15 protein-coding genes are annotated in these 15162 nt (G+C 69.3%); 11 read left to right on the top strand and 4 right to left on the bottom strand.

Features of this window, described 5'->3' with window-relative positions; translation table 11 throughout:
• Window positions 1-76 precede the first annotated feature (76 nt).
• A complete protein-coding gene (rutR, locus tag AC0IYU_RS24570) occupies window positions 77-793 on the bottom strand; it encodes an HTH-type transcriptional regulator RutR (RefSeq protein ID WP_472122148.1) in 717 nt (238 codons plus the stop codon).
• A gap of 216 nt (window positions 794-1009) precedes the next feature.
• Between rutR and AC0IYU_RS24565 the strand changes: the two genes are divergently transcribed.
• The 7 genes from AC0IYU_RS24565 (at window position 1010) to AC0IYU_RS24535 (ending at window position 7906) form a co-directional block, all read left to right on the top strand.
• A complete protein-coding gene (locus AC0IYU_RS24565; RefSeq protein ID WP_472122145.1) occupies window positions 1010-2011 on the top strand; it encodes an isopenicillin N synthase family dioxygenase in 1002 nt (333 codons plus the stop codon).
• A 16-nt stretch (window positions 2012-2027) separates the two neighbouring features.
• Window positions 2028-2414, top strand: coding sequence for a VOC family protein (locus tag AC0IYU_RS24560; protein ID WP_472122143.1), 387 nt, complete (start codon window positions 2028-2030; stop codon window positions 2412-2414).
• Between the two features lie 64 nt (window positions 2415-2478).
• On the top strand, window positions 2479-3588 hold the full coding sequence (locus tag AC0IYU_RS24555) for a BMP family ABC transporter substrate-binding protein (protein WP_472122140.1): 1110 nt from the start codon (window positions 2479-2481) through the stop codon (window positions 3586-3588).
• A 23-nt stretch (window positions 3589-3611) separates the two neighbouring features.
• A complete protein-coding gene (locus AC0IYU_RS24550; protein WP_472122137.1) occupies window positions 3612-5138 on the top strand; it encodes an ABC transporter ATP-binding protein in 1527 nt (508 codons plus the stop codon).
• Between the two features lie 88 nt (window positions 5139-5226).
• A complete protein-coding gene (locus tag AC0IYU_RS24545) occupies window positions 5227-6306 on the top strand; it encodes an ABC transporter permease (protein ID WP_472122134.1) in 1080 nt (359 codons plus the stop codon).
• Complete coding sequence (locus tag AC0IYU_RS24540; protein ID WP_472122131.1) at window positions 6303-7235, top strand: ABC transporter permease; 933 nt, start codon at window positions 6303-6305, stop codon at window positions 7233-7235. Before AC0IYU_RS24545 ends, AC0IYU_RS24540 begins: the two co-directional genes overlap by 4 nt.
• On the top strand, window positions 7232-7906 hold the full coding sequence (locus AC0IYU_RS24535) for a cysteine hydrolase family protein (RefSeq protein WP_472122128.1): 675 nt from the start codon (window positions 7232-7234) through the stop codon (window positions 7904-7906). The genes AC0IYU_RS24540 and AC0IYU_RS24535 overlap by 4 nt, the downstream gene beginning before the upstream one ends.
• 124 nt (window positions 7907-8030) lie before the next feature.
• Here the strand turns inward: AC0IYU_RS24535 and AC0IYU_RS24530 are convergent, their stop codons facing one another.
• On the bottom strand, window positions 8031-8810 hold the full coding sequence (locus AC0IYU_RS24530; RefSeq protein WP_472122125.1) for a hypothetical protein: 780 nt from the start codon (window positions 8808-8810) through the stop codon (window positions 8031-8033).
• Window positions 8811-8963: 153 nt separating this feature from the next.
• Here AC0IYU_RS24530 and AC0IYU_RS24525 point away from each other — a divergent pair, with 153 nt between their 5' ends.
• Genes AC0IYU_RS24525 through AC0IYU_RS24515 form a run of 3 tightly spaced genes read left to right on the top strand, consistent with a single transcriptional unit; the run spans window position 8964 to window position 10938 of the window.
• Window positions 8964-9563: a LemA family protein gene (locus AC0IYU_RS24525; RefSeq protein WP_435487409.1), complete on the top strand. Its 600-nt coding sequence runs from the start codon at window positions 8964-8966 to the stop codon at window positions 9561-9563.
• A gap of 12 nt (window positions 9564-9575) precedes the next feature.
• A complete protein-coding gene (locus AC0IYU_RS24520; protein WP_472122122.1) occupies window positions 9576-10394 on the top strand; it encodes a TPM domain-containing protein in 819 nt (272 codons plus the stop codon).
• 16 nt (window positions 10395-10410) lie between these two features.
• Complete coding sequence (locus AC0IYU_RS24515) at window positions 10411-10938, top strand: TPM domain-containing protein (protein WP_472122119.1); 528 nt, start codon at window positions 10411-10413, stop codon at window positions 10936-10938.
• A gap of 191 nt (window positions 10939-11129) precedes the next feature.
• Here the strand turns inward: AC0IYU_RS24515 and pdeM are convergent, their stop codons facing one another.
• A complete protein-coding gene (gene pdeM / locus AC0IYU_RS24510; RefSeq protein ID WP_472122116.1) occupies window positions 11130-11807 on the bottom strand; it encodes a ligase-associated DNA damage response endonuclease PdeM in 678 nt (225 codons plus the stop codon).
• A 77-nt stretch (window positions 11808-11884) separates the two neighbouring features.
• On the opposite strand from pdeM, the gene trxC reads away from it, so the two are divergent.
• Window positions 11885-12361 (top strand): thioredoxin TrxC, encoded by a 477-nt coding sequence (gene trxC, locus AC0IYU_RS24505; RefSeq protein WP_472122114.1) that lies wholly within the window; start codon window positions 11885-11887, stop codon window positions 12359-12361.
• 27 nt (window positions 12362-12388) lie between these two features.
• On the opposite strand, the gene AC0IYU_RS24500 is transcribed toward trxC, so the two are convergent.
• Window positions 12389-15058 (bottom strand): ligase-associated DNA damage response DEXH box helicase, encoded by a 2670-nt coding sequence (locus AC0IYU_RS24500; RefSeq protein ID WP_472122111.1) that lies wholly within the window; start codon window positions 15056-15058, stop codon window positions 12389-12391.
• Between the last annotated feature and the right edge of the window lie 104 nt (window positions 15059-15162).

Here is a 15162-nt window from a genome sequence, read left to right as displayed (position 1 = left end):
CACGCGCGCGATGCGCGTTCCGTGTTGTCCCATGTCCCCTCGGGGAGAGGGAGCAAGACCCAGCGCCTTGCGGCACTCACCGCGGCGTGATGCCCTGAAGAATGATGCGCTGCACGTTCTCCACCGTCTTCTCGAAGAACGCCTCGTCGTCGAGCGTGTGCCCCGACAGCGCCTGCACCTGCACGCCGAAATCCGCGTAGTGCTGCGTGATCGCCCACAGCGCATAGATCAGGTGCTGCGGATCCACCGGTGCCAGCTTGCCCGCGGCCACCCACGCCGCGATCACCTCCGACTTGCGCTCCACCAGCGTGCGCAGCTCGCGGTCGAGTTCGTCGCGCAGCAGCGGCGCGCCCTGGATCATTTCAAGACAGAACAGGCGCGACGCATCGGGCCGGTCGCGCGAGATCACGAGCTTGCGGCGGATGTAGTCGCCGATGGCCTGGCTCGGGTCCTGCTCCGCGCTGAAGCCGCGCAGCGGTTCGAGCCACAGCGCCAGCAAGTCGCGCAGCACGTTGACGTAGAGCTCTTCCTTGTTCGCGAAGTAATAGAGCAGGTTGCTCTTGGACACATCGGCGCGCGCGGCCACCTGGTCGATCGACGTGCCGTGCAGGCCGAAGCGCGAGAACAGGCCCAGTGCCGCACCCAGAATGGCGCTGCGCTTGTCCTCGATCTGGCGCAGCCTGCGGCTCACCGCTGACGCGCTGCGCACCACGGGTTTCGTACGCTTGCGCGCCGGGCTTTCCTTGCTGGCTTCCTTGCTGGTGTTGGCAGCCAGCGCCTTGGTCTTCGGCATCTTCCCTCGCTCTCTCTATCTCGGTCTTCGGTTTCGTTCAGTACTGCGCACCACTGTAAGGCCACGGTGCATCACCGTGCGCCACGACGGCCTTCACAGGCTGACGCAAGGGCCTTGCCACGCACCATGCTGACGCGGCGATTGCGATTTGTCCATTTGGTCCAACTGGCACAGACGTTGCATGGCGAAAGGCATGCCAAGCAAGAGGAACCCGCCATGACCCTGCTGTCCGTCCCCATCATCGATCTCGCGCCTTACTTCGCCGGCACCGCCGAAGGCAAGGCCGAGGTCGCGAAGAAAGTCGACGAAGCCTGCCGCAGCATCGGCTTCCTCGTCATCACCAACCACGGCATTCCGCCGGCGTTGATCTCCAGCGTGTCGTCGCTCTCGCGCACCTTCTTCGACATGCCGCTCGCCGAGAAGCGCAAGGTCGACCGGCCGCGCGAAGACGCGGTGCGCGGCTACAGCGCGGTGGGCGAGGAAGGCCTGTCGTACAGCCTGGAAGAGGCGGCGCCCGGCGACCTGAAGGAGTCGTTCTCCATCGGCCCTTCGAACGTGCCGAACGACGACTACCACCGCGGCCCCGCCGCAGGCCCGCACTTCGAGCCCAACAGCTGGCCGCCCATCGACGGTTTCCGCGAAGCCTACGAAGGCTACTTCGACGCCATGAGCGATCTGTCTCGCTCGCTGATGCGCATCTTCGCGCTCGGCCTGTCGCTGCCGGAGACCTTCTTCGACGACAAGATCGACGAGCACATCAGCATGTTCCGCGTGCTGAGCTATCCGCCGCAGCGCGAGCAGCCGCTGCCCGGCCAGTTGCGCGCGGGTGCGCACAGCGACTACGGCAGCCTGACGATCGTGCTGCCCGACGACAAGGGCCTGCAGGTGTTCAACAAGGCCGGCCAGTGGGTCGACGTGCCGCAGGTCGAGGGCGGCCTGGTGGTGAACATCGCCGACCTCATGATGCAGTGGACCAACGACCAGTGGGTGTCCACGCTGCACCGCGTGATCAACCCGCCGTTCGAGGTGGCGAGCACCAACCGCCGCCAGTCGCTGGTGTTCTTTCACCAGCCCAACTACGACGCGATGGTGGAGTGCCTGCCGAGCTGCCTGGCGCCCGGCGAGAGCGCCAAGTACGCGCCCATTTCCTCCGGCGATCACCTGACCTCGAAGTTCGTCAAGCAGACGACGTTCGGCGGCACCAAGGCCACCGCCTGACCGGGGCCCCACGCACATGGCGCACCTCTCCTACGTCAACGTCTTCGCCAAGGACGTGGTCGCGCTCAGCGGCTTCTACCAGCGCGTGTTCGGCTTCCCCGAAATCGAGGCGATCCGCTCGCCGATCTTTCGCGGGCTGGACACCGGCAAGTCGAGCCTGGGCTTCAACGCGCTCGACGCCTACGAGCTGCTGCACCTGGCCGAGTTCTCCGACACGCGCGGCGTGAAGTTCCTGCTGAACATCGACGTCGACAGCCAGGCCGACGTGGACCGCATGGTGCCCGTGGCGCTGGAGGCCGGCGCCACGCTCGTCAAGGCGCCGTACGTCACTTACTACAACTGGTACCAGTCGGTGCTGCTCGACCCCGAGGGCAACGTGTTCCGCATCAATTTCATGATGTAGCGGCACGCGGCTTTCTTCTCTTTCTTCCCCGTCTCCTCCCATGCTCCTCACGAAAGGTTGCTCCATGCTGCGCACTCCCTCCCACGGCACCACCCTCGGCCTGGCCCTGAGCCTCGCAGCCGGCGGCGCGTTGTTCACGACGTTGCCCGCCGCGGCCGCCGACGGCTTCACGCTGAAGGACAAGCCGAAGATCGCCATGCTCTACTTCGGCCCGAAGAACGACGGCGGCTGGACGCAGGCCTTCGACGAAGCCCGCGTGAAGATCGAAAAGGAGATCGGCCAGAAGATCCAGTTCGTCGAGAACGTGCCCGAGGACGCCTCGGCCATCAAGCCTGCGGCAGAAAAATTCATTCAGCGCGGCGCCAACATCGTGATCGGCACGGCCTTCGGTTATTCCGACAGCTTCAAGGACCTCGCCGCCAAGTACCCCGACGTGGCCTTCCTCAACGGCTCGGGCACCACCAACGGCACCAACCTCGAATCGTTCTACGGCCGCACCTACGAGAGCCAGTACCTCTGCGGCATGGCCGCGGGCGCGGCCTCGAAGACCGGCAAGCTCGGCTTCGTCGCGGCCAACCCCTTCGGCGTGGTGAACTGGACCATCAACGCCTTCGCGCTCGGCGCGCAGAAGATGAACCCGAACGCCACCGTCAACGTGATCTACACCGGCGCGTGGAACGACCCGTTGAAGGAACGCGCCGCCGCCGCCGCGCTCATCGACCAGGGCGCCGACGTGATCGGCCAGCACGTGGACAGCCCCACGCCGCAGATCGTCGCGCAGGAGCGCGGCGTGTACGGCACCGGCCACCACCGCGACCTGCGCCAGTTCGCACCCAAGGCCACGCTGTGCTCGTCGGTGTGGGTGTGGGACAAGTTCCTGACGCCGGAGCTGAAGAAGGTGATGGCCGGCGGATGGAAGCCCGCCCCCTACGGCGCCTTCATCGAGATGAAGGACGGCGGCACCGACATCGCGGGCTTCGGCCCCGCCGTTCCCAAGGACAAGGCCGCGGCTATCACCGCCGAGCGCGACGCGATCATGAAGGGCAAGCAGGTCTATGCCGGCCCGCTCGCCGACCGCGACGGCAAGGAGCGCGTGGCCAAGGGTGCCGTGCTGTCCGACGCCGACCTGTGGAAGATGGACTGGTTCGTCAAGGGCGTGGTCACGCAGAAGTAAGCCAGCCAGGACCGAAGACGCCCATGCCCAACGCGCTCGAACTCACCGGCATCCGCAAGTCCTTCGACGGCTTTGCGGCGCTGACCGACGCACACTTCGCCGCCCGCTGGGGCGAGGTGCACGCCCTGCTCGGCGAGAACGGCGCGGGCAAGTCCTCGCTGATGAACATCGCGGCCGGGCTCTACGCGCCCGAGGCCGGGCAGCTGCTGGTGGACGACAACGCGGTGCGCTTCACCGGGCCGCGCGATGCGGCACGGCACCGCATCGGCATGGTCCACCAGCACTTCAAGCTGGTGCGTCCGTTCACGGTGGCGCAGAACATCCTGCTCACCGCACCGCCGCCGGCCGAGTTCCAGAGCCACGGCGAACGCCTGCGCGAGATGGCACGCGACATCCGCAACAAGGCATCGGAGCTGGGCTTCGACATCGATCCGTCGAAGCGGGTCGACGCCCTGTCCATTGCCGAACAACAACGCGTCGAGATCCTCAAGGTGCTGCTCGCGGGCGCGCGCATCCTGATCCTCGACGAGCCCACCGCCGTGCTCACCGACCAGGAGGCCGCACGCCTGCTGCAGACGGTTCAGGGCCTGGCGCGTGCCGGTGCCGCGGTGGTGCTGGTCACGCACAAGATGGCCGACGTCAAGACCTACGCCGACCGCGTGACGGTGATGCGCAGCGGCCGCACGGTGGCCACGCTGCAGCCCGCCGAGACATCGGTCGTCGAACTGGTGAAGCTCACCGTGGGCGAATCGATCGCCGCGCAAGGCTTCCAAGCCTCGGCCGCCGCGCGCGGGCCGGTGCGGCTGTCGGTGCGCGGGCTGCGCACGCCGGCCTCGCCCGAAGGCCGGCGCGTGCTCGACGGGGTCGACCTCGAGCTGCACGCCGGCGAAATCTACGGCCTGGCCGGTGTAGGCGGCAACGGGCAGGGCGAGCTGGCGGGCGCGATCATGGGCCTGCCGGGCGAGGCCACCGAAGGCGAGATCGACCTCGCGGGCCATGGCGACCTGAAGACCCTGGCGGCCTCGGCGCGCCGCGGCATCGGCATTGCCGCCATTCCGGCCGACCGCTACGGGCTCGCGCTCGCGGGCGGCCTGTCGGTGGCCGAGAACTACGCCATCGGCCGCGTGCACACCGGGCGCTACGGGCCCGTGTGGCGCCTGCGCCGGGGCCGCATCCAGAGCGACACACAGGAAGCCGTGCGCGCGTTCGACGTGCAGGGCGTGCGCTCGGTCGCGCAGAAGGCCGCGCTGCTCTCGGGCGGCAATGCGCAGAAGCTGGTGCTGGCGCGCGAGTTCGGCAAGTCGCCCACGCTGGTGCTCGCGCACAGCCCGAGCCGGGGCCTCGACGTGCGTGCGAGCGCAGAGGTGCACGCGCGGCTGCGGGCCGCGCGCGACGGCGGCGCCGCGGTGCTGCTCATCAGCGAAGACCTCGACGAAGTGCTGCAGCTGGCCGACCGCGTGGGCGTGATGACACGCGGTCGCATTGCCGGTGAATTCGCGCAACCGGCCGACCGCCAGGCCATCGGACAGGCGATGGTCGACCATGGCTGAAGCATCCCTCACGGCCGACATGGCACACACACCCAAGCCCCCCCACACCGCTGCTCTCGCTCCTCTCGCTCATGAAGCGCCGCGCGCCATGCAGCCGCTCGCGCGCCGCCGCTACGCGCTCGAGATCCGCCAGCACATGGCGTGGCGCTGGCAGGCGCTGATCCTCGCGGCCGCGCTGTTCGTCGGTTTCGCAATTTCCGCCGCGATCCTGGTGGCCGCCGGCGTGCCGGCCGACGAGCTGGCCAACGAGTTCGTCACGCAGACCTTCTTCGACGGGCAGAACTTTCGCGCCGTGCTGTTCCAGGCCGCGCCGATGATCCTGGTCGGCCTGGCGGGCTCCATCGCATTCCGCGCGCGCTTCTGGAACCTCGGGCTCGAGGGCCAGATGATCTGGGGCGCGATCGGCGCGACCACCCTCTCGATGTGGCAGATCGGCCCCGAGAACCTGCGCCTGCCGCTGATGTTCGTGGCCGCCGTGGCCTGCGGCCTGCTGTGGGTGCTGGGCCCGGCGTGGCTCAAGCTGAAGCTCGGCGTCAACGAGATCATCTCCACGCTGATGCTCAACTACATGGCGGGCAACTTCCTGCTGCACCTGGTGTACGGCAACTGGAAGGACCCGAAGGACAACTTCCCCTACTCGCCGCAGTTCCGCGCGTTCGAGCGCCTGCCCGAACTCGGTGGCGGCGTGGGCAGCGCGATTTTGCTGGCGGGCGTTGTTGCCTTGCTGGCGTGGTGGCTGGTGAGCGTGAGCCGCGTGGGCCTGTACCTGCGCTTCGTCGACGCGAATCCGCGCGTGGCGCATGCCAACGGCGTGCCGGTGCGGCGCACCATCTACGGCGCGGTGCTGCTGTCGGGCGCGATGGCCGGGCTCGCGGGCTTCGCGGTGGTCGCGGGGCAGGAAGGCCGGCTCACGCAGGCCTTCTACCAGGGCTACGGCTTCTCGGGCATCCTCATCGCCTTCCTGGCGCGCAACAACCCGCTGGCGGCAACGGTCGTCGCATTGCTGGTGGCCGCCCTGTTCGTCACCGGGCGCAGCCTGCAGGTGTTCTACCAGGTTCCGTTCTCGATGGTGCAGCTGATCCAGGCCATCATCGTGGTGTGTGTCGCGTCGAGCGACTTCTTCATTCGCCACCGGCTGCGCCGCGTGGGGGGCGAGGTTCTGCAATGAGCGGTGGTGTCATCCTCAACTGGCTCGCGAGCACGCCGGACTTCGCCATTCCGTATGCGCTCGCTGCGCTCGGTCTCATCATCAGCGAACGCGCGGGTGTGCTCTCGCTGGGCGCCGAAGGGCTGATGCTGGTCGGCGCGCTCGCCGGCATCGGCGCGCAGATCGCCATCGGGCAACCGGCCGTGTCGCTGGTGCTCGCGATGCTGGCGGCCAGCGTGGTGTCGATGCTGTTCGCGGTGATGGTGATCTGGCTGCGCGTGAACCAGGTGATTGCCGGGCTTGCGCTGGTGTTCTTCTGCCAGGGCCTCACCTCGCTGGTCGGCTCCATGGCCGACTGGACCAACCACGCCACCGAGGGCATCGGCGCGATGGCGCTGTGGCCGCTGTCGATGCTGCCCGGCGTGGGCAAGCTCTTTGCGCAGAACGCGATGGTGTGGCTCACCTTGCCGATCTTCGGCGCGGTGGCGTGGTTCTTCGCGCGCACCTCCACCGGGCTGCGGCTGCGGGCCGTCGGCGAAAACCCGCAGGCCGCGGATGCGGCGGGCATCAACGTCACGGCGTGGCGCTTCGCGGCGGTGCTCGCGGGCTCGGCGCTGGTGGGCCTGGCGGGCGCCTACATCTCGGTGGTCAGCACCAAGCTGTGGATCGCGGGCATGACCGGCGGGCGCGGCTGGATCGCGGTGGGCCTGGTGATCTTCGCGCGCTGGTCGCCCTGGAAGGCGCTGGTGGGCGCGGTGCTGTTCGGCTGCATCGAGGCGCTGATTCCCCAGCTGGCCGCGGCCGGCGTGCAGCTGCCGCAGTACTTCGTGATGATGACGCCGTACGCGGTGACGCTCGGCGTGATGGTGTGGGTCGCGCTCTCGCGGCGCGGCGCCGACGAAGAGCCCGGCGCGCTGGGCCAACCCTATGTGAGAGAAGAACGCCGATGAAGGCCTGGGTCTACAACGAGGAGCGCGAGCTCGACGCGGCGCAGTTCGCCGACTACCTGAACCCGGCCACCACCGCGGTCGTGTCCATCGACATGCACCGCGGCCACCTGGACGACAGCCCCGACTGCCCCTGCCCGGCGCCCCGGGCGCGCGACGTGGTGGCGCCCATCGACGGCTTTCACGACGAGGTGCGCGCGCTGGGCGTGCGCATCGTGCACATCAAGTCGGTGCTGCGGCCCGGCGGCGAGGACGACACGCGCGGCATCCCGGCCGCGTGGCGGCGCACCTTTCCGCTGCACGTGGGCGAAATTCCGAACGCCGACGCGCACGCCATCGAAGGCTCGAAGTGGACCGAGTGGGTCACGCGCGTCGAGCCCGGCGACATGCGCGTGGACACCAAGCGGCGGCTGTCTGCCTTCTACCCGACCGACCTCGACTTTCTGCTGCGCAACCAGCGCATCGAGACGGTGGTGCTCAATGGCGGCTTCACCGACTGCTGCGTGCTCAACACGGCCTTCGACGCCAACAACCACAACTACCGCGTGATCGTGCTGCGCGACCTGGTGCGCGGCACCGATGCGCACCTGGAAGGCGCGGCGCTGGCGATGGTGTCGCTGCACCTGGGGCTGGTGGTCGATTCGGGCGAGCTGCTGCGCCAGTGGCGCGCGTAGGAAGCAGCGTCCTGCTGTGCCGCGAAACACCGCGGAACCGGCTTTGCCGGGCCGCTGGTGTTGCCCCCGGCAGAGCGAAGCAGAAGCGACACGACGTGCGCGCAGCCTGGGGCCGAGCCCAAGCCTAAGTCGTGCCGAGCCAGCGCTCGGCCACGCCCTGCATGTCGCCCTGCGCGGCCTGCCACACCAGCTCGGGCGCGGCCACGTGCACGCCTGGCGGCGCGATGCGCAGCGCCAGGTCGACCAGCTCCGCCACCTTCGACGCGCGCACCGGCTGCTCGCTGCTCGGCACCATGAAGCGCACGACGGAGAGCATCCATGCGGCCAGCCGCTCCAGCGGATTGGCGAACTTGGCATTCGCCGGCTTGCGCGCCGAGCGCACGAGGATCACGCGCTCGAAGCCGCAGGCCACCACCGCCTGCTCGTCGAGGCTGGCCAGCCCGCGCTTGAGCGCCTCGGGCAGCCGGCCCTGGTCGTGCGGCTGCACGATGGCCAGCGTGCGCACGCCGCAGGCATGCAGCCAGCGCGCGAGCGCGGGCAGATCCGAGGGCTCGGGCACCCACAGCGCGCGTTCGCGGTCGTGGTACAGGCGCGGCGGGTCGAAGGCGACGACGGCCGTGTGGGCGGACGTGAGCGGCCATTGCGCGATGGGCAGCGCCGGGCTCAGGCAGGTCTCGACACCGCGCAGCCCGTCGCGCATCGGCTCGCGCGCGAGCACACGGGTGTGCGCATGGCGGTGGCTGCCCGCCAGCCGGCGCAGCAACTCGGCCCCCAGGGCGCCCGTGGCACCAGCGATCAGCAGCGTGCCGAAGGCCGAGGAAGCAACAGGCAAACCTGCACGGTTCGCGGCCTGCAGGGCATGCAGAGGACTGATCGGAGAAGACGCCATAAGAGTGAAAGCCATCGAAACCTTTTCGCGAAACACCGCGGAACCGGCTTTGCCGGGCTGCAGGTGTTGCTCCCGCCAGGGGGTAGGAGAAGCGACACGAAGTGCGCGAAGCCTGGGGGCGAGCGACGTCCTATGCTAACTTCCGGCTCTTCTGCGGAGGTAATGCAAATGATGATGAAGCGCTGGTTCCTGATCCTTGCGGCGGTCGTGTCGCTGAGCGGCTGCGGCTACAACGACTTCCAGTCGCTCGACGAGGCCAGCAAGTCGGCCTGGAGCGAGGTGCTCAACCAGTACCAGCGCAGAGCCGACCTCGTGCCCAACATCGTCGCCACCGTGAAGGGCGAGGCCGCCTTCGAGCAGGACACGCTCACCAAGGTGATCGAGGCGCGCGCCAAGGCCACCTCGATCCAGGTGACGCCCGAGACGCTGAACAACCCCGAGGCCTTCCAGAAGTTCCAGCAGGCGCAGGGCGAGCTCTCGTCGGCGCTGTCGCGGCTGATGGTGGTGTCGGAACGCTACCCCGACCTGAAGGCCAACCAGGCGTTCCGCGACCTGCGCGTGACGCTGGAAGGCACCGAGAACCGCATCACCGTGGCGCGCAACCGCTACATCGAGAGCGTGCAGGAGTACAACGTGCTCGCGCGCAGCTTCCCGACCAACATCACGGCCAAGATCTTCAGCTACGCGCCCAAGCCCAACTTCACGGTGCAGAACGAGGCGCAGATTTCCACCCCGCCCACCGTCGACTTCAGCGCACCGAAGAAGTAAGAGCCGCAACCGATGGCCGTTGCCGCCCTGTTCCGCCGCACGCTGGCCGCGTTCTTTCTGACGGCCTTTGCCTGGGCCGGGCTGCCCGCGCTGGCGCAAGGCCTGCTGCCGGTGCCCGCGCTCACGGCGCGGGTGATCGACCAGACCCAGACGCTCGACAGCGCCCAGCGCAACGGCCTGGAGACCAAGCTCGCGGCCTTCGAGCAGCGCAAGGGCTCGCAGATCGTGGTGCTGATGGTGCCGACCACCGCGCCCGAAGACATCGCCGGCTACACGCAGCGCGTGGGCGACACCTGGAAGATCGGCCGCAAGGGCGTGGGCGACGGCCTGCTGGTGGTGGTGGCCAAGAACGACCGCGCCATGCGCATCGCCACGGCCAAGACGCTCGAAGGCGCGGTGCCCGACCTGGCGGCCAGCCGCATCATCGACGAGGAGATGAAGCCGCGCTTTCGCCAGAACGACTTTGCGGGTGGTTTGAACGCCGCGGTGGACCGGCTCATCGGGCTGGTCGACGGCGAGCCGCTGCCGGCGCCTTCGCGCGACACGGGTGAATCGAGCGGCTACGGCAACGAAGGGATCTTCGGCTTCCTGCAGCACTTCGGCCTGTTCCTGTTCGTGGGCGTGTTCATCGGCGCGCCGATCGTGCGGGCCATCCTCGGCAAGAAACTGGGCACGGTGGTGGTGGGCGGTGGCGTCGGGCTGGTCGTCTTTCTCATCACCGCCAGCATCGCCATCGCGGCGATTGCGGGGGTGATCGCGCTCATCATCACGCTGGTGGCGGCCGCGGGGCGGCCGGGTGGTGGCGGCGGCGGCGCCTCGGGAAACTGGTGAAGAACGGGTGAACACGATGGCAACCGACGCAACCCTTTTCTCCAGGCTGGGCCGCATCTGGCGCCATCGCTGGATCGACGAGTCCGAGGTGCGCCGCGCCCTGCCCGAGGCCGTGATGCAGCGCCTGACGGGCCGCGTGGCTGCCAGCGAGCGGCGCCACAGCGGCGAGGTCCGCATCTGCGTCGAGGCGGGCCTGCCGATGTCGTACCTGTGGCGCCATGCCTCGGCGCGCGAGCGTGCGGTCATGCTGTTCGGCAAGCTGCGCGTGTGGGACACGGCACACAACAACGGCGTGCTCATCTACCTGCTGCTGGCCGAGCACGCGATCGAGGTCGTGGCCGACCGGGGCCTGCATTCGCACGTCGACGATGCGGCGTGGGCCGCGATGACGCAGCGCATGGGCGCGGCGTTTCGCGAAGGCCGCTTCGAGGACGGGCTGACGCAGGCGCTGGAAGAGATCTCGGCCCTGCTGGTGGAACACTTTCCGCTGGGCGACGGCGAGCTGGATGTGAACGAGTTGCCGGACGAACCGGTCGTGCTCTGACCCTTTGAATCTCTCCCTCCCCCAGAGCGAGAGAGGAGCTTTGACTTGCGCCCTCCCCTTCCGGGAGAGGAGCCCTGACTTTCTCCCTCCCCCGCTGGGGGAGGGCTGGGGTGGGGGCAAGCGGCGTTTCCACCGGGCGCTCTGCCTGCCCTCATCCCAGCCTTCCCCCAGAGGGGGAAGGAGCAAGACATTCAGTCCGTTGCCGGCAGCGCCCACACGGCCGAGCCGCCCACCGCGTGAAAGCGCCGCCCCGGCGCCGCCTCCATCAGCCACCCGCCCGTGAACTCCCCGAAGGCCGGCAGCACGGCCTGCTGCGCATCGCTCACGAAACACGGCAATCGCACGCTGTCGCGCCCCGGCCCGTAGAGCTTGCAGGCCGGATGCAGGTGTCCCGCCAGCACGAAGTGCGTGGCATGCGCCTGTGGATGGTGGCAACAGGCGAAAGGGCCCATCAGATGGGGCTCCTCGACCACGTCGATGCGCAACGCGGCCGGCGGATCGCCCGCGCGGCTGTCGTGGTTGCCGCGCACCAGCGTCATCGCGACGTCGGGGTGCCGCGCGCGCCAGGCCTCGACGGCGGCGAGCACCGTGCGCGCCTGCGCCGCATGCAGGAAGTCGCCGAGGAACACGATCTGCCTGGGTGCATGGCGGGCGATCAGCGCGTCGAGCCGCGCCAGGTTCTCCTGCGTGGTGCCCCCCGGCACCGGCTGGCCCAGCGCGCGGTAGGTCGCGGCCTTGCCGAGGTGCAGGTCGGCCAGGAACAGCGTGTGCTGCGCGGGCCACCACAGGGCGCGTTCGGGCAACAGACACAACGATTCGCCGGCCCACTGCACCGGCAGCGGCGTCGTGGAAGAAAGAGAAGAGCTCACTGCCAGCCAGTGTCGCAAAAGCCGCCCCGGCCGGCGCACGCCTTGCAATTCGCCCTCGCGGCCCCCAGCTTTTTGCCATGACCGCCGAAACCACCGCCCAAACCACAGCCGAGTCGCCAGCGCTGCACATCGTCTGCCCGCATTGCCACACGACCAACCGCGTGCGCGCGGCGCAGCTGGGCAGTGCGCCCGACTGCGGCAGCTGCCACCGTCCGCTGTTCACCGGGCACTCGACGGCGCTGGCGGACGCGGCCACCTTCGACAAGCACATCGCGCGCAACGACATCCCGGTGCTGGTCGACTTCTGGGCCCCCTGGTGCGGTCCCTGCCGCCAGATGGCGCCGGGCTACGAGCAGGCGGCGGCCCAGCTCGAGCCCCAGGTGCGGCTGGCCAAGGTCGACACCGAGGCCGTGCAGGCGCTGGGCGCGCGCTTCAACATCCGCAGCATCCCCACGCTGGCACTGTTCCGCGGCGGGCGCGAAGTGGCGCGGCAGGCCGGCGCAATGGGCGCGGCGGACATCGTGCGCTGGGTGAAGGCGAACGGTGCGGGCTGAGCGGCTCGCCGACGCCTTGCCGCCGTCTCACAACGGAGGCAGGGGCCGTGACGGCTTGCGGCGTCGCTCACGCCGTGGCGCCGGCGGCGTGCCTCGCCCCTTGCCAAGCCCCTCCTGCCCGAAGGCCAGCGTTCCCTTCACCCGCTCGACACCGCCGGCCGTGACCACGCCGCCCGCGGCCTTCTCCAGCTGCTCGACCATGCGCGCGATGCGGTCGGCCACGTTCTCGTTGGACAGCTTCTCGCGGAACAGCTCGACCATCAGCGGAAACGAGAACGGCGTCGGCCGCGCGAGCGGCTTCAGCACCAGCGCCTGAGCGGCCATGCGCACGAGGCTCGCGCGCAGCCGGCCGATCTCCAGCTCCTGTGCCAGCAGCTCCTGCTCGGCCTGCTGCAGCAGCTTGTTGCCGGGGTCGTACTTGCGAAACACCTCCCAGAACAGCGAGGACGACGCCTGCAGCTGCTTGCTGCTGCGCTTCTCGCCGGGGTAGCCCTGGAAGATCAGCCCCGACACGCGCGCAATCTCGCGAAAGCGCCGTTGCGCGAGCTCGCCCGCGTTGAGCGAGGCCAGCACCTCGTGCAGCAGCGCGGCGTGGGCGTCGTCGCCCTCTCCTTCCCCTTCCGGCAGGCGCAGCACCTGCGGCAGCAGCGTGGGCCAGTCGACCGGCGTCGCGCTGAGCAGCTCGAAGCCGTAGTCGTTGACCGCGATGGAGAAGGTGCGCGCCTCGTGCTGCGCCACGCGCCATGCCAGCAGGCTCGCCAGGCCCAGGTGCACATGCCGCCCGGCGAACGGATACAGGAACAGGTGCGAGCCTTCGCGCGTCATCAGCGTCTCGGCCAGCAGCGTCTGCGGCGTCGGCAGCGCCGACCACTGCTGCTGGATCTCGAGCAGCGGCCGCACGCACTGCAGTTCGGGCGATTCGTACTTGCCTTCTCCAGCCAGGGCGAGCTGCCGCACCACCGCATCGGCCAGCGTGGTCGACAGCGGCATGCGACCGCCGTTCCATCGCGGCACCACCGCGCGCTTGCCGCTGGCACGCCGCACCCAGGCCGTCATGTCGTGGATGCGCACCAGCTCGAGCAGCCGGCCGCCGAAGAGAAAGCAGTCGCCGGGCTTCATGCGCGCGACGAAGCTTTCTTCGACGCTGCCGATCTTCGAGCCCGCCAGGTACTGCACCGACATGCTCGCATCGCTCACGATGGTGCCGATGTTCATGCGGTGGCGGCGCGCCAGGCGTGCATCGGGCACGCGCCAGACACCGTCGGCATCGGGCACGGCGCGCCTGTAGTCCGGATAGGCTGCGAGCGAGGCGCCGCCTTGCGCCACGAAGTCGAGGCACCATTGCCAGCTCTCGCGCGAGAGGTTGTGGTACGCCGCCGTGCCGCGCACTTCCTCGTACAGCTCGTCGGGCACGAAGCCGCCGCCCAGCGCCACCGTCACCAGGTGCTGCACCAGCACGTCCAGCGGCTGGTCGGGCGAATGGCGCGCCTCGATGTGCCCCGCCGCAATGGCCGTGCGCGCGGCCGAGCCCTCGACCATCTCGATGCTGTGCGTGGGCACGAGCGTGATGCGCGACGGCCGCCCCGGCGCATGGCCCGAACGGCCCGCGCGCTGCAGCAGGCGCGCCACGCCCTTGGGCGAGCCGATCTGCAGCACGCGCTCCACCGGCAGAAAATCCACGCCCAGGTCCAGGCTCGATGTGCAGACCACCGCCTTCAGCTCGCCGCTCTTCAGGCCCAGCTCGACCCACTCGCGCACCTCGCGGTCGAGCGAGCCGTGGTGCAGCGCGATGGTGCCGGCCCATTCGGGCTTCGCCTCCAGCAGGGCCTGGTACCAGATTTCCGACTGCGAGCGCGTGTTGGTGAAGACCAGCGTGGTCTTGCTGGTGGCGATTTCCTCGATCACCTGCGGCAGCATCGTGAGCCCGAGGTGGCCGCCCCACGGAAAGCGCTCGGCGCGCCCGGGCAGCAGCGAATCGATGACGAGCTTCTTGGGCACCTGGCCCTGCACGAGCACGCCGTCTTCATGACCCAGCAGGGCATGCATCGCCTCTTGCAGGTTGCCCAGCGTGGCCGACATGCCCCAGACCGCGAGGCCCGGGTTCCAGCGCCGCAGGCGCGCGAGCGCAAGCTGCACCTGCACGCCGCGCTTGTTGCCGAGCAGCTCGTGCCATTCGTCGACGACGGCCAGTTGCACCTCGCCGAGCACCTCGCGCGCGTCGGCGCGCGAGAGCAGCACCGAGAGGCTCTCGGGCGTGGTGACGAGCACGGTGGGCAGGCGCTTGTTCTGCGCGCTGCGTTCGGCGGAAGAGGTGTCGCCGCTGCGGGCGCCCGCGCTCCACGGATGCACGTCGGCGCCCAGCGCTTCGAGCGGTTGGTGCAGGGCGCGCAAGGTGTCGGCGGCAAGGGCGCGCATGGGGGTGAGCCACAGCACGGTGAGCGGCATCGGTGTCGGCTTGAGGGCGCCCTGCTTTCGGGCCCTGGAGAACGCCAGCAAGGCGCCGAGCCACACCGCATAGGTCTTGCCCGCGCCGGTGGTGGCGTGCAGCAGGCCGGACTTGCCTTCGGCGATGGCCTTCCAGACCTCGCGCTGGAATTTGAAAGGCTTCCACTCGCGCGCGGCGAACCAAGCGTCGAGCGCCGCCTTGACCCTTGTCTTGCTCCTTCCCCCGCTGGGGGAAGGCTGGGAGGGGGGCAAGCGGCCCTCATCGAGCTGCGGCTCACTCCGGACACGCCGCTTGCCCCCACCCCTGCCCCCCCCCGAAAGGGGAGGGAGAAAATCGGGGTCACCCGGCTCCACTG

It is taken from the genome of Variovorax sp. AC103 (genome assembly GCF_979254005.1).
The sequence above is the reverse complement of the archived record's forward strand: the minus strand, read 5'-3'. Positions and strand labels throughout refer to the sequence as shown.